Annotated in this window: 21 protein-coding genes; 13 read left to right on the forward strand and 8 right to left on the reverse strand. The window is 70.8% G+C overall.

What is annotated here, in order from left to right; genetic code table 11:
- The first annotated feature begins 321 nt into the window (after positions 1-321).
- Positions 322-906 (forward strand): suppressor of fused domain protein, encoded by a 585-nt coding sequence (locus OH735_RS24845; RefSeq protein ID WP_406383737.1) that lies wholly within the window; start codon positions 322-324, stop codon positions 904-906.
- Between the two features lie 100 nt (positions 907-1006).
- Here OH735_RS24845 and OH735_RS24850 read toward each other — a convergent pair whose 3' ends face one another.
- Positions 1007-2239 carry an MFS transporter gene (locus tag OH735_RS24850; protein WP_406383738.1) on the reverse strand — a complete coding sequence of 411 codons (1233 nt, stop codon included), beginning with the start codon at positions 2237-2239 and terminating at the stop codon, positions 1007-1009.
- A 154-nt stretch (positions 2240-2393) separates the two neighbouring features.
- On the opposite strand from OH735_RS24850, the gene OH735_RS24855 reads away from it, so the two are divergent.
- From OH735_RS24855 to OH735_RS24865, 3 genes are all read left to right on the forward strand, one after another.
- Entirely contained in the window at positions 2394-3032 is a 639-nt protein-coding gene (locus OH735_RS24855; RefSeq protein ID WP_406383739.1) for a DUF6758 family protein, read from the forward strand.
- 127 nt (positions 3033-3159) lie between these two features.
- Positions 3160-4026, forward strand: a complete 867-nt coding sequence (locus tag OH735_RS24860) for a PHP domain-containing protein (protein WP_406383740.1) — start codon at positions 3160-3162, stop codon at positions 4024-4026.
- Positions 4027-4271: 245 nt separating this feature from the next.
- The gene (locus OH735_RS24865; RefSeq protein WP_406383741.1) at positions 4272-4877 is read left to right on the forward strand and encodes a MarC family protein; all 606 of its coding nucleotides are present in this window, start codon (positions 4272-4274) and stop codon (positions 4875-4877) included.
- A 79-nt stretch (positions 4878-4956) separates the two neighbouring features.
- Here the strand turns inward: OH735_RS24865 and OH735_RS24870 are convergent, their stop codons facing one another.
- Complete coding sequence (locus tag OH735_RS24870) at positions 4957-5109, reverse strand: hypothetical protein (RefSeq protein WP_177328023.1); 153 nt, start codon at positions 5107-5109, stop codon at positions 4957-4959.
- A 243-nt stretch (positions 5110-5352) separates the two neighbouring features.
- Between OH735_RS24870 and OH735_RS24875 the strand changes: the two genes are divergently transcribed.
- Positions 5353-6240, forward strand: a complete 888-nt coding sequence (locus tag OH735_RS24875; protein ID WP_406383742.1) for an NYN domain-containing protein — start codon at positions 5353-5355, stop codon at positions 6238-6240.
- Between the two features lie 20 nt (positions 6241-6260).
- On the opposite strand, the gene OH735_RS24880 is transcribed toward OH735_RS24875, so the two are convergent.
- Together OH735_RS24880 and OH735_RS24885 are read right to left on the reverse strand one after the other, a co-directional pair.
- The gene (locus OH735_RS24880; protein WP_406383743.1) at positions 6261-7109 is read right to left on the reverse strand and encodes an alpha/beta fold hydrolase; all 849 of its coding nucleotides are present in this window, start codon (positions 7107-7109) and stop codon (positions 6261-6263) included.
- A 160-nt stretch (positions 7110-7269) separates the two neighbouring features.
- Positions 7270-9114, reverse strand: a complete 1845-nt coding sequence (locus tag OH735_RS24885; RefSeq protein WP_406383744.1) for a DEAD/DEAH box helicase — start codon at positions 9112-9114, stop codon at positions 7270-7272.
- 477 nt (positions 9115-9591) lie between these two features.
- On the opposite strand from OH735_RS24885, the gene OH735_RS24890 reads away from it, so the two are divergent.
- The gene (locus OH735_RS24890; protein WP_406383745.1) at positions 9592-10326 is read left to right on the forward strand and encodes a ferritin-like fold-containing protein; all 735 of its coding nucleotides are present in this window, start codon (positions 9592-9594) and stop codon (positions 10324-10326) included.
- Positions 10327-10381: 55 nt separating this feature from the next.
- Here OH735_RS24890 and OH735_RS24895 read toward each other — a convergent pair whose 3' ends face one another.
- From OH735_RS24895 to OH735_RS24910, 4 genes are all read right to left on the reverse strand, one after another.
- Positions 10382-10651, reverse strand: coding sequence for a hypothetical protein (locus OH735_RS24895; protein WP_406383746.1), 270 nt, complete (start codon positions 10649-10651; stop codon positions 10382-10384).
- Positions 10652-10905: 254 nt separating this feature from the next.
- Positions 10906-11133, reverse strand: a complete 228-nt coding sequence (locus OH735_RS24900; protein WP_406383747.1) for a DUF3107 domain-containing protein — start codon at positions 11131-11133, stop codon at positions 10906-10908.
- A gap of 142 nt (positions 11134-11275) precedes the next feature.
- Positions 11276-11917 (reverse strand): TetR/AcrR family transcriptional regulator, encoded by a 642-nt coding sequence (locus OH735_RS24905; protein WP_018105511.1) that lies wholly within the window; start codon positions 11915-11917, stop codon positions 11276-11278.
- 168 nt (positions 11918-12085) lie between these two features.
- Positions 12086-12301, reverse strand: a complete 216-nt coding sequence (locus tag OH735_RS24910) for a hypothetical protein (protein ID WP_266748386.1) — start codon at positions 12299-12301, stop codon at positions 12086-12088.
- Between the two features lie 109 nt (positions 12302-12410).
- Between OH735_RS24910 and OH735_RS24915 the strand changes: the two genes are divergently transcribed.
- The 7 genes from OH735_RS24915 to moeZ all read left to right on the forward strand — a co-directional run bounded on the left by OH735_RS24915 (position 12411) and on the right by moeZ (position 21879).
- Positions 12411-13370 carry an alpha/beta fold hydrolase gene (locus OH735_RS24915; RefSeq protein WP_406383748.1) on the forward strand — a complete coding sequence of 320 codons (960 nt, stop codon included), beginning with the start codon at positions 12411-12413 and terminating at the stop codon, positions 13368-13370.
- A gap of 8 nt (positions 13371-13378) precedes the next feature.
- Positions 13379-14653 (forward strand): DUF3152 domain-containing protein, encoded by a 1275-nt coding sequence (locus OH735_RS24920; protein ID WP_406383749.1) that lies wholly within the window; start codon positions 13379-13381, stop codon positions 14651-14653.
- Positions 14654-15078: 425 nt separating this feature from the next.
- Complete coding sequence (locus OH735_RS24925) at positions 15079-16962, forward strand: DUF3492 domain-containing protein (RefSeq protein ID WP_406383750.1); 1884 nt, start codon at positions 15079-15081, stop codon at positions 16960-16962.
- A gap of 619 nt (positions 16963-17581) precedes the next feature.
- On the forward strand, positions 17582-18625 hold the full coding sequence (locus OH735_RS24930) for a hypothetical protein (RefSeq protein WP_406386720.1): 1044 nt from the start codon (positions 17582-17584) through the stop codon (positions 18623-18625).
- A 158-nt stretch (positions 18626-18783) separates the two neighbouring features.
- Positions 18784-19749: an NAD-dependent epimerase/dehydratase family protein gene (locus tag OH735_RS24935; RefSeq protein WP_406383751.1), complete on the forward strand. Its 966-nt coding sequence runs from the start codon at positions 18784-18786 to the stop codon at positions 19747-19749.
- On the forward strand, positions 19737-20615 hold the full coding sequence (locus tag OH735_RS24940; protein ID WP_406383752.1) for a spherulation-specific family 4 protein: 879 nt from the start codon (positions 19737-19739) through the stop codon (positions 20613-20615). Before OH735_RS24935 ends, OH735_RS24940 begins: the two co-directional genes overlap by 13 nt.
- 85 nt (positions 20616-20700) lie before the next feature.
- The gene (gene moeZ / locus OH735_RS24945) at positions 20701-21879 is read left to right on the forward strand and encodes an adenylyltransferase/sulfurtransferase MoeZ (RefSeq protein ID WP_406383753.1); all 1179 of its coding nucleotides are present in this window, start codon (positions 20701-20703) and stop codon (positions 21877-21879) included.
- Positions 21880-22003 lie beyond the last annotated feature (124 nt).

Below are 22003 nucleotides of genomic sequence, written 5' to 3' on the forward strand. Positions count from 1 at the left end.
ACGGCGTTCGCTACAGACAGGCAAATTCGCTACAGACAGGCAAGGGGGGCTCTTCCGCCGTGCGCAATGCCTTGGGCCTTGACCGAGAAGGCTTCAGATCACCGAAGAGAGGTGAGATACGGAAGAGCGGTTGGTACTGCATGGTCGACTTCGATCCATGGCAGCCCCACCTCCTCCAGTCGGTCCCCCGTGGGGGATGACGTGTCGTCGAGACTGAGAGCGACGCTTCTGCGTGCTGCCCCGACCAACGGCCAAGACTATCAGCCGACTGAGGGTCAATCCTTTACTTTGCCCGTTCCATACGCGTCCTATGCTCGCGGGATGGGAGAAATTCTTGCTCTGGTCGAGGCCCGGCTGCTCGCGGCCCTCGGAGAGCCCGACGCGCGCGCGGCGGTGACGTTCCTCGGAACGGACCGCATCGAGGTGCTCCGCTTCGTCGACGGTGACGTGGTGCGCTACGCCACGCTCGGCATGTCCGCACAGCCGATGGCCGACCCGACCGCGACCCTCGCGGACCCGGTGAAGGGGCCGCGCGCCGAGCTGATCCTCTCCGTGCGCGCCGGACTCGCCGACACCGACAAGGTGCTGCGCCCGCTGGCCGTGCTGGCGGCCTCCCCGCAGGTCGAGGGGGTGATCGTGGCCCCCGGCGCCTCGCTGGACGTGGGCGAACCGCTGTGGCCCGGGGCGCCGTTCAGCTCCGTACTGGTCGCCGAACCGGGGGGTCTGGTGGAGGACCTGGAGATGGACGCGCCCGTGGAGCCGGTGCGGTTCCTGCCGCTGCTGCCGATGACGCACAACGAGGCCGCGTGGAAGCGGGTCCGGGGCGCGCAGGAGCTTCAGGAGCGGTGGCTCTCGCACGGTACGGACCTGCGTGATCCGCTGCGCGGCTCCGTGAACCTGGACTGAGACGTACGCCATGGCCGGCCGGGCATACGGGAAGCTCCGCCGCGCGGCCAGGAGGGGGAGCCGCGGGCGGGGCGGAACGGGGGGAACGTCGGCGCCGTGGTCAGTTGGCGAAGACCGTGACACCGTCCTCGGTGGCATGCTTCGGCTCCAGTTCCTCCGCCTCGTGGGTCAGCGCCGTACGCCGGATCCAGACGACGACCGCACCGACCACGGCCGCGATCGCGGCGACCACGAACGGGATGTGGATGTTGCTCCATTCCTCGATCTTCGGGGCGAGGTACGGGGCGGCGGCAGCGGCGAACCAGCGGACGAAGTTGTAGCCCGCGCTCGCCACCGGGCGAGGCGCGTTCGACACACCGAGCGCCAGCTCCGTGTAGACGGTGTTGTTCATGCCGATGAAGGCGCCGGAGACGATCGTGCAGACGATGGCGGCGGTGTGGTTGCCGTATCCGAGGATCAGCAGGTCGGCGGCGAGCAGCACCAGCGAGGCGCCCAGCACCTTCAGTGATCCGAAGCGCTTCTGCAGCCGCGGGGCGACGAGCACCGAGAAGACCGCGAGCAGCAGACCCCAGGCGAAGAAGACGGCGCCCGACCTGTACGGCGTCATGTTCAGCACGAACGGCGTGAACGCCAGGATCGTGAAGAACGCGTAGTTGTAGAAGAACGCCGAGGTCGCGACGGAGGCCAGGCCACCGTGGCCGAGCGCCTTGATCGGGTCGAGCAGCGAGGTCTTCTTGGCGGGCTTGGGCTGTTCCTTCAGGAACAGCGTGATGCATATGAAGCCGATCGCCATCAGCGCGGCCGTGCCGAAGAACGGGTAGCGCCAGCTTGCGTCGCCGAGCAGGGCGCCGAGCAGCGGTCCGCAGGCCATGCCGAGACCGAGCGCCGACTCGTACAGCAGGATCGCCGCGGCGCTGCCGCCGGCCGCCGCACCGACGATCACGGCGAGTGCGGTCGATACGAAGAGCGCGTTGCCCAGACCCCAGCCGGCCCGGAAGCCGACGAGTTCGGCGACGGACGACGAGGTGCCGGAGAGCGCGGCGAAGACGACGACGAGCGCGAGGCCGGTCAGCAGCGTCTTACGGCCGCCGATCCGGCTGGACACGAAGCCGGTGACGAGCATCGCGACGGCGGTGATCAGGAAGTACGAGGTGAAGAGCAGCGACACCTGGCTCGGCGTCGCCTCAAGGCCCTTGGCGATGGACGGCAGAATCGGGTCCACCAGGCCGATTCCCATGAACGCGACGACAGAGGCGCCCGCCGTGGCCCAGACGGCCTTCGGCTGGCGCAGGATGCTGCCCGCTCCCTGATCGAACGGATCCTCTCCCTGCATGGGCTTCTCGCTCTCCACTAGATCGTTGTGTTATGCAGAATAAGTTAGAGTGCCTAATGAGTGCAAGTTACATCTAAATGCCCAGGTGGGGGCCACGCTGCGGACGGGTGATCTTCCTTGACGCGGCGACGGTCGAGGAGGACCGTTGGTCGCTATGAGGGGCGAACCCAGTTGCCCGAAGTGTGGAGGCCGGGTCAGGGCGCCCGGTCTCTTCGCCGACACCTGGCAGTGCGCCGTGCACGGCAGTGTGCAACCGCTGCAGCCGGCCATCCCGCCCAGCGTCGAGGCGCTGGCGGCGGTGGTGCGCCGGGCCGAGGTGCCGGTGTGGATGCCCTGGCCGCTGCCGGTGGGCTGGCTGTTCACCGGTGTGGCGAGCGCGGGGGACGACCGCAGTGGCGGTCGCGCCACTGTCGTCGCCTGTTCCGGTCCCGGTCCGGTCGGCGGCATCGGCGAGCTGCTGCTCGTCACCGAGGAGCTCGGCGTCGGACTCGGGGCGCGCTACGCGGGCATCGACGGCCCCGACCCCGGTCCGCACCTGGACGTCGACGGCCCGCCGGACGTCAAGATGCTCGCCGCCGGCCGGCCCACCCCGCTCTGGCACGTCAAGGGAGCGCCGGAGGACCGCGCGGTCTTCGCGGGCGAGGCGCGCGGGCTGTGGCTCTGGGCGATCGTCTGGCCCGAGCAGTCCGGTCTCCTGATGTACGACGAGCTGGTGCTCGCCGATCTGCGCGAGGCCGGGGGCGAGATGGACCTGGTGCCGTGCGGGGCGCTCACCCCGCGCCTGATCAACTGAGACCGACCGCATCGGCGCGCGACCGGACCTGAGGCCCGCGGGGCCGTCCTGCGCGCCCGGGCCGCGCTCGAATGCCGGTTATCCTGGGACGTCACCCTGTCCGGCCCCGAGCATTGGAGTACGCGTCGTGCGCATCGACCTGCACACCCACTCCACCGCTTCGGACGGCACGGACAGCCCCACCGAGCTGGTGCGCAACGCCGCGGCCGCGGGGCTCGACGTCGTCGCCCTCACCGACCACGACACCGTGCGCGGTCACGCCGAGGCGATCGCCGCCCTCCCCGAGGGGCTCACCCTCGTCACCGGCGCGGAGCTCTCCTGCCGGATCGACGGTGTGAGCCTGCACATGCTGGCGTACCTCTTCGATCCCGACGAGCCCGACCTGGCCCGCGAACGCGAGCTGGTACGGGACGACCGGGTGCCGCGCGCCCGGACGATGGTGGGCAAGCTCCAGGCGCTCGGTGTCCCGATCGAGTGGGAGCAGGCCGCGAGGATCGCCGGGGACGGATCGGTCGGCCGGCCGCACATCGCCGCCGCGCTCGTCGAACTCGGCGTCGTCGGGTCGGTGTCCGACGCCTTCACGCCCGCCTGGCTCGCCAACGGCGGACGCGCGTACGCCGAGAAGCACGAACTCGACCCCTTCGACGCGATCCGCCTGGTCAAGGCCGCCGGTGGCGTCACCGTCTTCGCCCACCCGCTCGCCGTGAAGCGCGGCGAGGTGGTGCCGGAGTCTTCGATCGCCCGGCTGGCCGCCGCGGGCCTCGACGGCATCGAGGTGGACCATATGGACCACGACGAGACGACCAGGGCCAGGCTGCGCGGGCTCGCCCTGGAGCTGGGGCTGCTGACGACCGGGTCCAGCGACTACCACGGCAGCCACAAGACCGTCGGGCTCGGCGAGTACACCACCGACCCCGAGATCTACGGCGAGATCACCCGGCGCGCCACAGGAGCCTTCCCGGTGCCGGGCGCCGGTGGAGCCCGCCCCGCGTAACGACGTACGGGTAACGGGGCGCGCGCAACCGCGCACGCGGAGGTCCGCGTCGCGGCAGGGGTGTGAGGCCCTGGACCGCTCCGCCCCGCGGACGGACACGTAACGCCACTCGCTCCGTCCGCGCGTCCCGTCTCCACCTTCACTTTCCACTTCCACTTCCACGCACCCGGCCGTCAGGCCGCCGTCATGGCTTCGGGGTGCGCCCCCTTCAGGCAATATCCCGCTCTCTTCTCGCAAGGCTCACTGTGTTCGACGTCGCTGTCTTCGGATCCCTTTTTCTCACGCTTTTTGTGATTATGGATCCGCCCGGGATCACCCCGATCTTTCTCGCCCTCACCGCTGGACGACCCGCCAAGATGCAGCGCAGGATGGCGCTGCAGGCCGTGGCCGTCGCCTTCGGTGTGATCGTCGTCTTCGGCGTGCTCGGCCAGCAGATCCTCGACTATCTGCATGTCTCCGTGCCCGCCCTGATGATCGCGGGCGGACTCCTGCTGCTGCTGATCGCGCTCGATCTGCTCACCGGCAAGACCGACGAGCCCACGCAGACGAAGGACGTCAATGTGGCGCTCGTACCGCTCGGCATGCCGCTGCTCGCCGGGCCCGGCGCGATCGTGTCGGTGATCCTCGCGGTGCAGCATGCCGACAGCGTGGGAAGCCAGCTCGCGGTCTGGTCGGCGATCATCGTCATGCACATCGTGCTCTGGCTGGCCATGCGCTACTCGCTGCTGATCATCCGGGTCATCAAGGACGGCGGCGTGGTGCTGGTGACCAGGCTCGCCGGCATGATGCTCTCCGCCATCGCCGTGCAGCAGATCATCAACGGCGTCACCCAGGTCATCCAGAACGCCTGACGGCGCCGGCGGACACCACAGCGCCCCCGTACGGAAGACTTCCGTGCGGGGGCGCTTCGTCTTTGAGCGTCGTTGTGCGTTACGAAGCCGAGGTTTCGGCCGGGCGGATATAGATGCGCTGGCCTATGGCTGCGGCCTGCTGCACGATCCGGTTGACGGAGGCGGCGTCCACGACGGTGCTGTCCACGGCGGTACCGTCGACATCGTCGAGTCGCATGATCTCGAAGCGCACAAGGCTTCCCTTCGTCTGATCCTCCTGCTGGAGAACTACTGGGAGGACGGGTGACCCCGTCCACAAGGATGAGAGCGCCCGACACCGCTGTCCTGCGCTCTACGAGATGTTCAACGGCTTGCCTGCGGCAAACATTCCCTACGCTAAGGAAATTTTTTGGATGTCTAAGTATCAGCAGGTCACCGAGCACGCGCCGACAAGGTCCACGACGAGGCCCACGACGAGGCTCACGACGAGGCCCGAATGAACGAGGCAGAGATCCGCGAGCGCCTGGACCGCACCAACGAGCTGCTCCAGCGCGTGCTCGCCGAGGTGTCGAAGACCCCCTCGACCCATGCGATCTTCGTGGACGCGGGCTATGTGTACGCTGCCGCCGGACTGCTCGTCACCGGCACCGAGGACCGCCGCTCCTTCGACCTCGACGCGGAAGGACTGATCGAGGCCTTCATCGACAAGGCCCGCACGATCTTCGCGGACAGCAGACTGCTGCGCGTCTACTGGTACGACGGAGCCAGGCGACGCATCCACACCGTCGAGCAGCAGTCCATCGCCGAACTCCCCGACGTCAAGGTCAGACTCGGCAACCTCAACGCCAACAACCAGCAGAAGGGCGTCGATTCACTGATCCGCACCGACCTCGAATCGCTCGCCCGGCACCGCGCCATCAGCGACGCGGCACTGGTCGGCGGCGACGAGGACCTGGTGTCCGCGGTCGAGGCGGCGCAGGGGTACGGGGCCCGGGTGCACCTGTGGGGCATCGAGGCGGGGGAGGGGCGCAACCAGGCCGAACCGCTGCTCTGGGAGGTCGACAGCCAGCGCACCTTCGACCTGGACTTCTGCCGCCCGTACGTCACCAGACGCCCCGTCACCACCTACGAGGAGGACACCCCCGCGCCCTCGCGCGAAGATGTCCGCTTCGTCGGCGCGCAGATCGCCGCGGCCTGGCTGGCCGCCCGGGGCCGGGAGTCCCTCGCCGATCTGCTGCCCGGACACCCGTACTTGCCGGGTTCGGTCGACCAGGACCTGCTGGTCGAGGCCGAACGGCTGCTGCAGCACTCGCTGCGCGGCCACGCGCATCTGCGACGGGCCCTGCGCGACGGCTTCTGGCAGCACCTCCAGGCGCAGTTCTGAGCCCGCTCGCGCTTGTCGGGCTACAGGCTGTTCCAGAAGGCTACGAGCGCGGCCGCCGTCTCCTCGGGGCGGTCCGTGTTGGGGGAGTGCTCGGCGCCCGCGATCCGCGTACGGCGCGCACCCAGCCGCTGCGCCATCTCGTCGAGGAGCGGTACCGGCCAGGTGTCGTCGCGCTCGCCGGAGAGCACATGGACGGGCAGTGGTACGGCGGCGAGTTCGGCCACCCTGTCCGGCTCGGTCGCCAACTGGCGACCGGTGGCGATCAGCTGGGCGGGCCGGTGGCGCAGCCAGCGTCGGCGCAGCGCCTCGCCGTCGGTCGCCGCTTCCTCGGGCGGGTCGAGCGCGCGCATCGCCTCCCACACCTCGGCCATGGTCAGTGCCGCGAGCGCATCGCTGAGCACCTTCACCTTGAGCTGCTGGGACTCGGCGACCTCGGCGGGTCCGGACGACATGAGGGTCAGTGAACGGAACGGCGCGGCGTCGAGCAGCACGGCGGCGCGGGCGATCTGCCCGCCGAGCGAGTGCCCGACCAGATGCACGGTGCCGTCGCCGGGGGCGCCGAGAGCGGCCGCCTGCGCGAGCACGTCACGAGCCAACTCGCCCTGCGCATACGTCTCCTGACGGTCCGTCCCGTCCGTCTCGTACTGTCCGCGACCGTCCACGGCGACGGTGCGGTACCCGGCTGCCGAGAGGGGTTCGAGGAGTGCGATGAAGTCCTCCTTGCTGCCCGTGTACCCGGGCAGCAGGAGGGCGGTGCCACGTGGCACGGTGCTCGGCGAGGCGTCCAGTACGGCGAAGTCCCCGCGCGCGGTGCGGAGCTGGCGGGCATGGGCGCAGGGGGGCGGGGTGAAGGTGTGCGGCCGACTCATGGGACGAGGTTATGCCGTGAAACGCCGGACGGGCTTGAGGATGCCCTCAAGCCCGTCCGGCGAAAATCATGCTCCTGGGGTACCTTCCGTGCCGTTGAGGCTGTGGAGGGGCGAGGAGCGGGTCCGGGGCAAAAGCCCCGGCTCAACCGGCGTCGCGCACTCAGCCCTCGGTCTTGACGGCAGTCGCACGCGGCGCCCGCCGCCTCCGCGGCTTCGCCTCGCCCTCGGCGGCCGGGGCCTGCGCCACGGTCTCCGTCTTCGGCTTGGCGGCCGCACGGGTGCGGCGGCGCGGCTTGGTCTCCGGGGTGGGCTCGGAGATCGGCGCGATCTGGAAGTCGACCTCGTCCTCGACGGGCCTGACGACGCGGGCGCGGCGACGCGGCTTCGTCACCGTCTTCGCCTCGGGCACCGGATCGGCGATGGGGGCGATCTGGAAGTCGACCTCCTCCGCCACCGGCTTCACCACGGCGGCCCGGGCGCGGCGACGGCGGGGCTTGACCTCGGCCTCGGCCTCGGCCTTGACCTCGGTCTTCGTCGTGACGGCGGCGGCCGGAGCCTCCACCGTGCTCACAGCGGCCTCGGCCGCGACGTCCGCGGCACCGACGCGGGTGCGGCGGCGACGGCGCGGCGTACGCGGCTCCGACGCGGCGTCCTCGGCCACCTCGGTGGACGGCGCGGGGACCGTAGCGGTGGTCTCCTCGACGGCGGAAACGGCGGAGCCGCCCCGCGTACGACGGCGCTGACGCGGCGTCCGCGGCGCACGCTCCTCGCGGACGGGCGCCGACGACGCGGCGGGCTTGCGGCCGCGGCCGCCCGTCTCGCCGAGGTCCTCGACCTCTTCGGCGCGCAGACCCGCACGGGTCCGCTCGGCACGCGGCAGAACACCCTTGGTGCCGGCCGGGATGTCGAGCTCCTCGAAGAGGTGCGGCGACGTGGAGTACGTCTCGACCGGGTCGTTGAACTTCAGGTCGAGCGCCTTGTTGATGAGCTGCCAGCGCGGGATGTCGTCCCAGTCGACCAGCGTGATCGCGATGCCCTTGGCACCGGCACGGCCGGTCCGGCCGATGCGGTGGAGGTACGTCTTCTCGTCCTCCGGCGACTGGTAGTTGATGACGTGGGTCACACCCTCGACATCGATACCGCGGGCCGCGACGTCGGTGCAGACGAGCACGTCCACCTTGCCGTTGCGGAATGCACGCAGCGCCTGCTCGCGCGCGCCCTGGCCCAGGTCGCCGTGGACCGCGCCGGACGCGAAACCGCGCTTCTCCAGCTGCTCGGCGATGTCGGCGGCCGTGCGCTTCGTACGGCAGAAGATCATCGCGAGTCCGCGGCCGTTGGCCTGCAGTATGCGGGAGACCATCTCGGGCTTGTCCATCGAGTGGGCCCGAAAGACGTGCTGCGAGATGTTCGCGACGGTCGCGCCCTCACCGTCGGGCGAGGTGGCGCGGATGTGCGTCGGCTGCGACATGTAGCGGCGCGCGAGGCCGATGACGGCGCCCGGCATGGTCGCCGAGAACAGCATCGTCTGGCGCTTCGGCGGCAGCATGGTGATGATCTTCTCGACATCGGGCAGGAAGCCCAGGTCGAGCATCTCGTCGGCCTCGTCGAGCACGAGCGAGCGGACGTGCGAGAGGTCGAGCTTGCGCTGTCCGGCCAGGTCGAGCAGGCGGCCCGGGGTGCCGACGATCACATCGACACCCTTCTTGAGGGCCTCGACCTGCGGCTCGTACGCACGGCCGCCGTAGATGGCGAGAACGCGGACGTTACGCACCTTGCCGGCGGTCAGCAGGTCGTTGGTGACCTGCTGACAGAGCTCGCGGGTGGGGACGACGACCAGCGCCTGCGGCGCCTCGGTCAGCTGCTCGGGCTGGGCCCGGCCCGCCTCGACGTCTGCGGGGACGGTGACGCGCTCCAGCAGCGGCAGACCGAAACCGAGGGTCTTGCCGGTGCCGGTCTTGGCCTGGCCGATGACATCGGAACCGGAGAGCGCGACGGGGAGCGTCATCTCCTGGATGGGGAACGGGGACACAATGCCGACGGCCTCAAGGGCCTCGGCCGTCTCGGGAAGAATCCCGAGGTCTCGGAACGTAGTCAGGGTGCTGCCTCTTCTGTGAGACGCGGTCCGAGGCGAACGCTGGGGGTCGTACCGTGCCGGGGTTGGTCATCCGGCCGTGGATGGGCCGGGTGGCGCGGGACCACTGCCGTCGCTCGAGCGCTCGTGCCGCTGAGGGGGCCCCTCATCTGCGGTCGTACATGGCGTACGCCTCGCGCGGAGGGCTGTCGGGTCGGAGCCGATCGGGCCACCGACCGGGCATCCTCATTAATGTTCGCGCCACACGAGTACGTCCAAAATACTCAGTAGGCGCAATACCACTGTACCCCGGATTCGCGCATGTGTGTTGGGCGAATTCGTCGGAACGGTGTGAGGTCACCGGCTGACCAGGCCCTTCCGTACCCTGCCCGGCGGGCTATTCTGCGCTCCATGGAGACGCCTGACAACGCCAATGAAGCCCCCGTTCTCACCGGAATCGCCGCCCAGGACTGGGCCACCGCATCCGTGGAGCCGCAGTACCGGGCAGCGGTCGTGGACCTGCTGGGAGCACTCGCGTACGGGGAGCTGGCGGCCTTCGAGCGGCTCGCCGAGGACGCCAAACTAGCGCCGACGCTGGCCGACAAGGCGGAGCTGGCGAAGATGGCCTCCGCCGAATTCCATCATTTCGAGCGGCTGACGGACCGGCTGACCGCTATCGATGTGGAGCCGACGGGCGCGATGGAGCCGTTCGCGAAGGCGCTCGACGACTTCCACCGCCAGACCGCGCCGTCGGACTGGCTGGAGGGCCTGGTCAAGGCGTACGTGGGCGACTCGATCGCCAGTGACTTCTACCGTGAGGTCGCCGCCCGGCTCGACTCGGACACCCGCTCCCTCGTCCTCGCCGTGCTCGACGACACCGGGCACGGCAACTTCGCCGTGGAGAAGGTGCGCGCGGCGATCGAGGCCGACCCGCGGCTCGGCGGCCGGCTCGCGCTGTGGGCGCGGCGGCTGATGGGCGAGGCGCTCTCGCAGGCCCAGCGGGTGGTGGCCGAGCGCGACGCGCTGTCGACGATGCTCGTCGGGGGCGTGGCGGACGGGTTCGACCTGGCGGAGGTCGGGCGGATGTTCTCGCGGATCACCGAGGCGCACACCAAGCGGATGGCCGCGCTGGGACTGGCGGCGTAGCCGGTTCACCCGGGCCGTCCGGTCGTCCGCCCGCACGGGCGGGCGCCGGACGGTCTCAGGCCGCCGCTGATCGGCTCAGATGGCGGCTGCGCGGGCGGACCAGCAACGAGAGCGTCACGCTGCCGATCAGCGCCGCGCCGATCAGCGTGGCCACGACGTGGCCGGGGCCCAGCACCGAGTGCATGAGAAAGGCGCCGAACAGGGCTCCCAGCGCGCCGGTGGTGAGGACGGCACGGCGGGACGGCAGCCGGTCCGGCAGCGAGTGGAGCGCCACCCAGGCGAGAGCGAGTCCGAGCACGACGGAGCCGAGAGGTTCCAAGATCACAGATGATCACCTCGCGTGTTGCGGGGCGGGTAGATCGGTCGATAGCGGTACTACCCGTGAGGTGCGGAACACAACCCTCCTCGGACAGGATTCGCACAGGAATCGCCCGGCCGACGCAAACCCGCCCGGCGGAAACGTGTCGACGCAGAGCCCGCCCGGCGGAAACGACGGACGGAACCCTCAGCGGAACGGAAAGCGGCCCGGTGGGGTTTCCCACCGGGCCGCTCACACGACCACTGCGTCGAGCGTGTCGCCTACAGCGCGCCGAAGCCCACGCGCCGCGTGCTGGGCTCGCCGATCTCCACGTACGCGATCCGGTCGGCCGGCACCAGGACCTTGCGGCCCTTCTCGTCCGTGAGGCTGAGCAGCGGCGCCTTGCCGGTGAGCGCCTCGGCGACCGTGCTCTCGACCTCTTCGGCGGAAAGCCCGCTCTCCAGAACGATCTCCCGGGGCGTGTGCTGCACCCCGATCTTGACCTCCACGGCTATGTCCCTCCGACGGTCAGTCCCTGCGCGGTGAACCGCGCCGTACGCAGCACACATTAGCCCGCTGAGGGGAGCCGTCAGGGGTCGGTGGGCAACGCCCGCAGCGAACACGGACGCCGGGCGCGCCCGCCCGGCACCGTCAGTGCTGATCGATGCCGTGCAGCGGGAAGCCCGCGATGCCCCGCCAGGCCAGCGAGGTGAGCAACTGCACCGCCGTGTCTCGCGGGATCGCGGACCGGCTGGAGAGCCAGTAGCGGGCGACGACCTGGGAGACACCGCCCAGACCGACCGCCAGCAGCATGGACTCGTCCTTGGACAGTCCCGTGTCACCGGCGATGACGTCGGAGATCGCCTCCGCGCACTGCAGCGAGACCCGGTCGACGCGCTCGCGCACTGCGGGCTCGTTGGTCAGGTCCGACTCGAAGACCAGCCGGAAGGCGCCGCCCTCGTCCTCGACGTACGCGAAGTACGCGTCCATCGTCGCGGCGACGCGCAGCTTGTTGTCGGTCGTCGACGCCAGTGCCGTACGGACCGCCTGGAGCAGCGACTCGCAGTGCTGGTCGAGCAGGGCCAGATAGAGCTCCAGCTTGCCCGGGAAGTGCTGGTAGAGCACCGGCTTGCTGACCCCGGCGCGTTCCGCGATGTCGTCCATCGCGGCGGAGTGGTACCCCTGCGCCACGAATACTTCCTGCGCGGCGCCCAGCAGCTGATTGCGTCGGGCGCGTCGAGGCAGTCGAGTGCCTCGCGGGCGCGCCGCCTCGGTCTGCTCGATGGCTGTCACGCCGCCTCCCAAATTTGTGATCGGACACAGCTTTTCCGTGCACGCTGCACCACACAGCCATCGTACTTTCGGGTAACCCGGGTACGCGCGGCGCGGACGCAGAATTTCACGGACCGGACGACTGCGGTAGCCACAGATTCGTCGACCAGTGGGGCAAAGCGGGGCGTACTAGCGGTAATCGTCTTCATCCTGTGTGACAACACGAGCCTGCTCGGCCGCATCCGCCACATTGGCACGGTCGCGGTCGATGTGGGTGAGCGGTTCGTCGCGCCGCTGCTGGAGATCGGTCCGCTGCTCGGCGGCGTCCGCCCGGGGTGTCTCCTCGTCCGGTTCGTCCGGCTGGACGTCCTCGAAGGTCTCCGGGTCGCTGGGGTCGACCGACATGGTGACTCCCTTCCTTGCTTCGAGCCTAGGAGCTAGCCCCTCAAGCCGCTATGCGGTCTGTGACCGCGAACACATGAACCGCGGTGTGATCGTCTCGTAACATTGCCGCATGTCTTCGACCGACCTGCCGGGAGTCCGCGCCGCCGCAGTGGCCCCGACGGTGAGCACCGTCAGGGCCGCGGAGGGGGAGGAGCTGCGCTCCGTCGCGCTGCCCGGACTGACGTTGACCATCCGGTCCCGGCCGCCGGGGCGCACCGGCCTGCCGCCCGCGCTCTACGTGCACGGGCTCGGCGGCTCCTCGCGGAACTGGTCGGCCCTGATGCCGCTGCTCCAGGACGTGGTGGACGGCGAGGCGGTCGACCTGCCCGGTTTCGGCGATTCGCCGCCGCCGGACGACGGCAACTACTCGGTCACCGGTCATGCCCGCGCCGTGATCCGGTTCCTCGACGCGGCGGAGCGCGGGCCCGTCCATCTGTTCGGCAATTCGCTGGGCGGTGCCGTGGCCACCCGGGTCGCCGCGGTCCGCCCCGATCTGGTGAGCACCCTCACCCTCGTCTCGCCCGCGCTCCCCGAGATCCGGGTGCAGCGGACGGCCGCGCCGACCGCACTGCTCGCCGTTCCGGGCGTCGCGTCGCTGTTGGCCCGGATGACCAGGGGCTGGACCGCGGAGGAGCGCACGCGCGGCGTCATGGCACTCTGTTACGGCGATCCGGCGCGCGTCTCCGAGTCCGGCTTCCGTGAAGCGGTGGCCGAAATGGAGCACCGGCTGGAACTGCCGTACTTCTGGGACGCGATGGCCCGCTCGGCACGTGGCATCGTCGACGCGTACACGCTCGGCGGTCAGCACGGACTGTGGCGCCAGGCCGAGCGGGTGCTCGCACCGACCCAGCTCGTGTACGGCGGCCGGGACCAGCTCGTCTCGTACCGGATGGCACGCAGGGCGTCCGCGGCGTTCCGTGACTCGCGGCTGCTGACACTGCCCGACGCGGGGCACGTGGCGATGATGGAGTATCCGGAGGCGGTCGCCCAGGCGTTCCGGGAACTGCTCGACGAGCGCGGCAGGAGCTGATCCGGGGCGTGGGACGACATAGCCGAAAAGGCCCCGAACCCGCGGGCCCCGATATCGAGGCCGCTCTCGCGAATGAGGGCGGCGGTCGCGGGAGCGTCCACCCGGGGCCCGGCAGCGGGCGGCGCCGGCGGGTGGCCGACGCGGCGGCCGGGTCCGACGGGCACACCCCGTTCCAGCAGATCGGCCACGTCCGCGGTGGCCACCCCGAACAGCGTGAGCCCGGCGGCGGCTGGGGGACCGGGCCGCAGCAGACGGTGCCCCGGCGTCAACCACCGGTCGGCACCGGGCCGCTGATACCTGGGCCGCGACGCGAGTTCGTCGAGGCGTTCGACGCGCCACCGGCTCCGCCCGCGCCCCGTGGGCCCGCCGTCCCGCCGGCCCGGTCGGCCGATCCGTACGGCTCGGTCGGCGAGTGGGCCGAGCAGCCACCGCGCGGCGGCGCCGCCGCGCCGGCTCCCACCGAGAAGGGCCGGGACGGCAGGGGAACCCGGGGCCGTACGTTCACGGGCATCGCGGCCGCCGCGGTGACCACCGTGCTCGCGGTGGTCGTGGCCGGGCAGGTCGCCCACGACAGCGGCGGGACCAGCGCCGCACAGCCCACGGGCGTCGACCGGGACGGCACCGACGGCGCCTCCCGCTCGGACGACCGGCCGACCCCGAAGGCGGCGCAGGCCAAGCCTCTTTCGTACGCGGAAAAGATGGTCAAGGCCTACCCGCTCTCCCCGGAACTGCACGGCTCCGGAAAGTTCGAGGCGGTTCCGGGGGCGGCGAAGGCCCCCGGGAGGGGGCACAAGTACCGCTACCGGATCGATGTCGAGAAGGGGCTCGGCCTCGACGCCGCGCTTTTCGCCCGGGCCGTCCAGGAAACGCTCAACGACGACCGCAGCTGGGCGCACGACGGCGCCATGACGTTCGAGCGGATCTCCTCCGGCGATCCCGATTTCGTGATCACCCTGGCCAGTCCCGGGACGACCGGCGACTGGTGCATGAAGTCGGGCCTGGACACGACCGAGGACAACGTCTCGTGCGACTCCGCGGCGACCGAGCGCGTGATGATCAACGCCTACCGCTGGGCGCAGGGATCGTCGACGTTCGGGTCGGACAAACTTTTCGCCTACCGCCAGATGCTGATCAACCATGAGGTCGGTCACCGGCTGGGTCACAACCATGTGAGTTGCCGCACGCCGGGAGCGCTCGCCCCTGTGATGCAGCAGCAGACGAAGTCCCTGGACATCGACGGGATCAAGTGTCGGCCCAACGCCTGGGTGCATCCAGTGGATTGACATTGTCAGTTGTGTTTACAGAGCGCACGTGCAGTGTCGAACGGGCGCCAGAAACGCACGGTTGGTGTCAGTTCTGATCTCGTCGCAGGGATCACCGAGCGGCGGTCTCGCGGTCGTGTTCGTGCAGCTCCGTTACGCGTTTCGGACTGAGCCGGCTCCAGGTCAGCGCCTCGCGCTGGGGCAGGCGCTCGCGGCGGTGCGCCGAGCAGCCCGCAAGGAGCTGGCCGCAGCTTGACCCTGTGTGATTGAACGCTCCCATAGCGCGACAGAACGCCATCGGGGCGGGAAAGTTACGACGGTTCACCCCTTTCGGTGGTGCGACGGACAACCGTCCGTCGCACCACCGGCGTATCCGCTTACGGTCGTCCCGCTGTGAGTCGCCATTCCAACGGCGGCCGCCCACAAGGGAGATCGGGGGTGCACTCGTGCGGATCGGACTTCTCACCGACGGTGGTTATCCGTATGCGACCGGTGAGTCCAGGCTCTGGTGCGACCGTCTGGTGCGCGGACTCGAGCAGCACGAGTTCGATCTCTTCGCGCTCAGCCGCTCCGCCGAGCAGGAGGAGCAGGGCTGGGTCCCGCTGCCGACGCAGGTCGGCCGGGTACGGACGGCGCCGCTGTGGACGGCCGACGAGGACATCCCGGGCACCCGCGCTCCCAAGGGCCTGCTCGCCCGGCTGATGACGGGCGGCGGCGGACGCTCGTACGGGCGGCGCGAACGACGGCGCTTCACGGCGCACTTCACGGCTCTCGCGACCGCGGTCTGTGCGGCGGGTGAGGCGCGTGCGGCTGGGACGGTGCCTGAGGCGGGGGAGGTGCCTGAGGTGGACGGCGGCGGGGGCGCGAGCGGGGGCGCGGTTCCCTGCGAATGGAGTGAAGAAGGACGTGCGGGGCGCATGACCACCGGTGCGGCGGACGCGCAGTTCACGGAGGGGCTGTACGGGCTCGCCGAACTGGCCCGCGAACACGGGGGACTTCCCGAGGCGCTCCGCTCCGAAACCGCCGTACGCGTACTCGAAGCCGCCTGCCGCGCCCCGGGCACCGGGCGCACCGTCCAGACCGCCACCGTTCCTGACCTCCTCGCCTTCGCCCGGGAGCTCGACCGGGTGCTGCGCCCGCTCTCCCTCGACTGGTACGACGAGGAGAGCCTCGGCGCGGTCGACCTCTGCCACGCCACATCCGGCGGCGCCGCCGCTCTGCCGGGTCTGCTGGCCAAACGCTTCTTCGGGGTCCCGCTGCTGGTCACCGAGCACGGCGTGCGACTACGGGCGCACTACCTCGCCGCAACCGACACGCCTCTGAGCGCGCCGGTACGCGCCCTGCTCGCCGGCTTCCACGGACGGCTCGCCACCGAGGTGTACCGGCAGGCCGCGATCCTCACTCCCGGTGACACGCACGCCCGCCGCTGGCAGGAACGGTGCGGTGCCGAGCGCGAGAAGCTGCGCACCGTCTACCCCGGCATGGAATCGGACCAGTTCACGGCGCTGGGGGAGAGCGGCGACAGCGGTCCCGACGACACCCTGGTCTGGGTCGGCCGGATCGAGCCCGCCAAGGACCTGATCGCCTTGCTGCACGCCTTCGCGGAGGTACGGAAGGCCGAACCGGACGCCCGGCTACGGATCATCGGCGCGGCGGCGCAGGGTCCGGAGGGCGCCACGTATCTCGCGCACTGCCGGGCGCTCGCCGCCCAGCTGTTCCCCGACGAGGCCGCGGACGCGCACGCCGTCGGCGACAACCCGGTCTCCTTCGAGGACATCGGCGGCGCCGAGGTGCCGGGGCTGCCGGAGGCCTATGGGGCGGGCGGGGTCGTCGTCCTGTCCAGCGTGGTCGAGGGCTTCCCCATCGGTCTCGTCGAGGCGATGTTCTGCGGACGGGCGACGGTGTCGACGGACGCCGGCGCGGTGGTCGAAGTCATCGGCGGCACCGGGCTCGTGGTGCCCCCGCGCAATCCGAAGGCGCTCGCCGACGCCTGCCTCGCGCTGCTGCGCGATCCGGAGCGCCGCGCACGGCTCGGAGCGGCGGCGCGCGCCCGCGCGCTGGAACTCTTCACCGTCGAACAGAACCTCGCGGCATATCGCGGCATCTACCTGGAGCTGATCTCGCACGCCCCGGTGTGCCGGGAGGCCGACGCGGTGGACGCCGACGGCGGACCGCGCCCCTTCGCCACCCCGCCGGAGGCGCATGTCCTGGGCCCGTGGGCGGCCCCGGGCGCCGGCGCGGCACGACCGCTGGACCGCGCACCCCGCTGGGCCGCCGAGCCCCCGGCCGTCTGCGCGGGAGCGCGGGGAGCGGGTGGCGGCGATGCGTGAACCGGGAACGGACCGGCCGGGCCGCAGCGGCGGGGCGGGACGGTCCGAGGGAGTCGGCGACGATCACGGAGGAGAGACGATGGGCCGCCCGACCGAGGTGTCCGACGCACCCGCCCCACCGTCCACCGGCGGGAGCTGGGACGTTCGCTCCCGGGCCCTGGTCTCCGGGAGTTTCCTCTCCGGGACCGCTGTGGAGGAAGTCACCACGAAGGAAGTCACCACGAAGGAAGTCACCACGAAGGAAGTCACCGCAGAGGAAGTCTCCGCGGAGACCACCGCCGCGGAGACCACTGTCGCGGAGACCACCGCCGCGGAGACCACTGTCGCGGGGACCACTGTCGCGGAGGACACCGCTGCGGGGACCACTGTCGCGGAGGACACCGCTGCGGGGACCACTGTCGCGGAGGACACCGCGGTAGAGGTAACCGCCGCAGAGAACACCGCCACTGAGACCACCGCCGCGGAGGTGGCCGCCACAGAGGAAGGGGCTACGGAACAGGCCGAGCCGACCACCGAGGAGCGGGCTGCCGCGCCCCGGGCCCCGGAGATCGCGCGTGCCGCTCCAGCGCGCAAGCGGACCGCCTCGCGCCGTGGTCCCGTTGACCCCGTGAGATCGCTGATGCACCGCCATCGCGAGCTGTGCGAGCGCGCCGTCGATCCGCTGGAGATCGCCGCCGGGCTCGAAGCCCACGGCGTCACCGACCGCTCCGCCGCCCGCTACCGGCACCGCGACGTCTTCTCGCTCGCCGAGGAACTCTTCGCCCGGGTACCCGCCGTGGCGGGGGAGCCCGCGACAGGGCTCCGCGCGCCGGAGCGCGACACCGGGACACGCGCCGCCTGGTCGCTCCGCGCGCTGGTGCCGGGCGCCGCCTGCATCGCGACCGCGAGTGCTCTGAGGCTCACCGAGGGGACGCTCGGCGGTCAGGGACGGCTCGCGATCGCCGTCACCGGAGCGCTTGTGGCGTTCGTCGGCCTCGCCCTCAGCCTGCGCAGCGGCCCCCTGCACGCCGTGGGCGGCTCGTCGGGGACCGCCCATGTGTACGGCTGCTGGCTCCTCGGTTATGTCCTGTACGGCGACGCGCTGCTCGACCAAGTGCTCAGCGGCGGCCCCGAAGGCTCCTGGGCGGTCACCCCCGCACCGCTGCTGGGGCTGGCGCTCTCCGTTGCCCCGGCCGCCTGGTGCGCGCACCTCTTCTCCGTACACGCACACCGCAAACTCATCGGAAGCCGCGCACTGGAGGAGTTCGCCGCAGGTGTGCGCCCCCTGCTGTTCGGAGCCGTCGCGCTCCATCTGTGTGCCCTCGCCGGACTGCTCTACGTCGCGCACCTGGGGTACGGGGGCGGCGGCCCCTTCGTCGGGGCAGCCGCGCTCGGTGTGCTGCTCCTGCTGGCCCGGCTGCTGGCCGTGCACGGCTTCCCCGAACCCGCCACCTTCGGACTCGCCGCCGCCTGCGCCGTCGAAGCGCTGGCACCTGCCCTGGTCCTGGCCGGGCGGCTGCCCGGCCTGCACTTCCTCGCCCGCCCCGTCGACGCCCTGGTCATGGCGGCAGGCACCGGAGCCGTACCCGCCTTCGCCTGTGGCGCCGCCGCGCTCGGGCTGCTGATCACCACCGCCGTCTTCCTGTCCAGGGCATCCGCCCACGTAAGAACCACCCCCCCATAAGAGCCACCCCCATAAGAACCACCCATATGCCCCGCGGAGCCGACGCCGCGGGTCCGTTCCCCGTACCGCACCACACGTCACTTCCTCAAGGAGACACCGGACATGACCCCCCAATCCCCCGCACCGGCAGCCCGCCGTCGGCACCGAGGGGGCACGCGATGAGGGTGCTGCTGCTCGGAGCCAATGGATTCCTCGGCCGGTTCGTGGCCGACCGCCTGCTCGCCGACCCCGCCGTGCATCTCACGGCGCTCGGCCGCGGCGACGACGCCGACGTGCGGTTCGACCTCGCCGGCGGCAGCCCCGGCGCGCTGACCCGCTTCCTGGACGCCGTCCACCCCGGCGTCGTCGTCAACTGCGCGGGCGCCACCCGCGGCGGGGCCCGCGATCTGACCCGCCACAACACCGTCGCCGTCGCCACCGTCTGCGAGGCGATGCGGCGCAGCGGCTGTACGGCCCGGCTCGTCCAGGTCGGCTGTTCGTCGGAGTACGGGCCCTCGCAGCCCGGCTCATCGACCGCGGAGGACGCGATTCCGCGCCCCGGCGGCCCGTACGGCGTCAGCAAGCTCGCCGCCACCGAACTCGTCCTCGGCTCCGGCCTCGACGCGGTCGTGCTGCGGGTCTTCTCCCCGGTCGGCCCCGGCACCCCGGCCGGTTCCCCGCTCGGCAGGCTCGCCGAGGCGATGCGCCGGGCCATGCAGTCCGGTGACGGCGAGCTGAAGCTCAGCGGCCTCGGCGTGCAGCGCGACTTCGTCGACGTACGCGATGTCGCGCGCGCCGTGCACGCCGCCTCGCTCTCCGCGGCGCAGGGCGTCGTCAACATCGGCACCGGCCGCGCCGTGCGGCTCCGGGACGCGGCCTCCGTCCTCGCCAGGGTCGCCGGATACGCGGGCGCACTCCACGAGCTCGACGCGCCCCCGCCCCGGCTGCCCATCGGTGCCCCGCGGTCCTCGACCGAGTCGGTCATCGAGCACCCCTCGGCGACCCCGTCCCCCTACCCGGACGGCTGCGGCGCCTGGCAGCAGGCCGACGTCCGCACCGCCCGGGACCGGCTCGGCTGGCGGCCCCGGATCAATCTGGAGGAGTCCCTGGCCGACATCTGGATGGAGGCGGCGTGCCGTATCTGACCTCCACCGGCACCACTCGCCGGGCCGGCGGCGCCGAACAGCTCGGCTTCGGCGTCCCCGGTTACGCGCACCCGCTGCTCGCCCCCACCGAGTGGGCCGAGCTCACTTGCCCCGGCACCCCGCTGCACTGGGCGGTCCTCAACATCGACGACGGCCCGGGAGCCCGCCCCGACCCGCACTGTCTGGAGGCCGCGGGCCGGCTCCGCAATGCCCGGGAACGGGCTGTGCACGGCGAGACCCCGCAGGACTCCGTCCGGGCGGCGGGCGGCCGGCTGCTCGGCCATCTCGATCTGGCCTTCGGCAGCCGCCCTTTCGGAGAGCTGATCGCCGACGCGCAGTCCTTCCTCGACTGGTACCGCGTCGACGGCTTCTATCTCGGCCGGTGCCCGGCCGGCCGCGCCGAACTCCCGGCCGTCCGCCGTCTCACCAGCACACTCGCGACGCTCCTCGAACACGACGAAGGCGCAGAGGAGCATGGGCCGCTGGTGCTGGGGCTGGGCACCCATCCGCATCCGGGCTACGCCGAGGCCGCCGACCAGCTTGTCACCTTCTCCGGCCCCTGGACCGACTACCGCTGGTCACAGGTGGCGGAGTGGACTGCCGCCTATCCGCCGAAGCGGTTCGCGCACTTCGTCCACGGCGTTCCGCGCACCCATCTCGAAGAGGCCATGCGCATCGCCCGCTGGCAGGGCGCGGGCACGATCTTCTTCACGGACCGGGACGGACAGCACGGACTGCGCGGACTGCGCGGACGGGACGGACTGCACGGACTGCACGGACCGCACGGACAAACCGATCCATTCGCGGCGCTGCCCGGGTACTGGGACGAAATCGTCTCGCGGATCGGACCGGGTATCTCGGAATGAGAAGGAGCGTGGCAGTGTTACGGCAAGAACAACCGTACGTAGCTGAAGTACGTAGAAACCGACCACCTGCATTGTTGAGGTTCCTGTGTCGCTGCCACCCCTGGTCGAGCCAGCTGCTGAGCTCACCGTCGACGAGGTCCGCAGGTACTCCCGCCACCTGATCATCCCGGATGTGGGGATGGACGGGCAGAAGCGGCTGAAGAACGCCAAGGTGCTCTGTGTCGGCGCCGGCGGTCTCGGTTCGCCGGGCCTGATGTACTTGGCCGCCGCCGGTGTCGGCACGCTCGGCATCGTGGAGTTCGACGAGGTCGACGAGTCGAACCTGCAGCGCCAGATCATCCACAGCCAGGCCGACATCGGCCGTTCCAAGGCCGAGTCCGCCAAGGACTCGGTGCTGGGCATCAACCCGTACGTGAACGTGGTCCTTCACGAGGAGCGGCTCGAAGCCGACAACGTGATGGACATCTTCGCCCAGTACGACCTGATCGTGGACGGCACGGACAACTTCGCCACCCGCTATCTGGTCAACGACGCAGCCGTACTGCTGAACAAGCCGTACATCTGGGGCTCGATCTACCGGTTCGACGGCCAGGCGTCCGTCTTCTGGTCCGAGCACGGCCCCTGCTACCGCTGCCTCTACCCGGAGCCGCCCCCGCCGGGCATGGTTCCCTCTTGCGCCGAGGGCGGCGTGCTCGGGGTGCTCTGCGCCTCCGTCGGCTCCATCCAGGTCACCGAGGCCATCAAGCTGCTCGCCGGTATCGGCGACCCGCTGGTCGGCCGGCTGATGATCTACGACGCCCTGGAGATGCAGTACCGCCAGGTCAAGGTCCGCAAGGACCCCGACTGCGCGGTCTGCGGCGAGAACCCGACCGTCACCGAGCTCATCGACTACGAGGCATTCTGCGGCGTCGTGTCCGAGGAGGCCCAGGAGGCGGCGCTCGGCTCCACGATCACTCCGAAGCAGCTCAAGGAGTGGATCGACACGGACGAGAAGATCGAGATCATCGACGTCCGTGAGCCGAACGAGTTCGAGATCGTCTCGATCCCCGGCGCCCGGCTGATCCCGAAGAACGAGTTCCTGATGGGCAACGCCCTCCAGGACCTCCCGCAGGACAAGCGCATCGTCCTGCACTGCAAGACCGGTGTCCGCAGCGCCGAGGTCCTCGCGGTCCTCAAGTCGGCGGGCTTCGCCGACGCGGTGCACGTGGGCGGCGGCGTGATCGGCTGGGTCAACCAGATCGAGCCCGAGAAGCCGGTGTACTGAGCCGGCGCACTGAGCCGGCGCGTACCGAACCGGTGTACTGAACCGTTGGTGTACCGAGTCCTTGGTGTTCCGAGTACGAACGCTGGTGTACCGGGTACGAACGCTTCGAAGGGGCCGGTCCGCA

Source organism: Streptomyces sp. NBC_01618 (assembly GCF_045209435.1).
Taxonomy (GTDB): Bacteria; Actinomycetota; Actinomycetes; order Streptomycetales; family Streptomycetaceae; genus Streptomyces.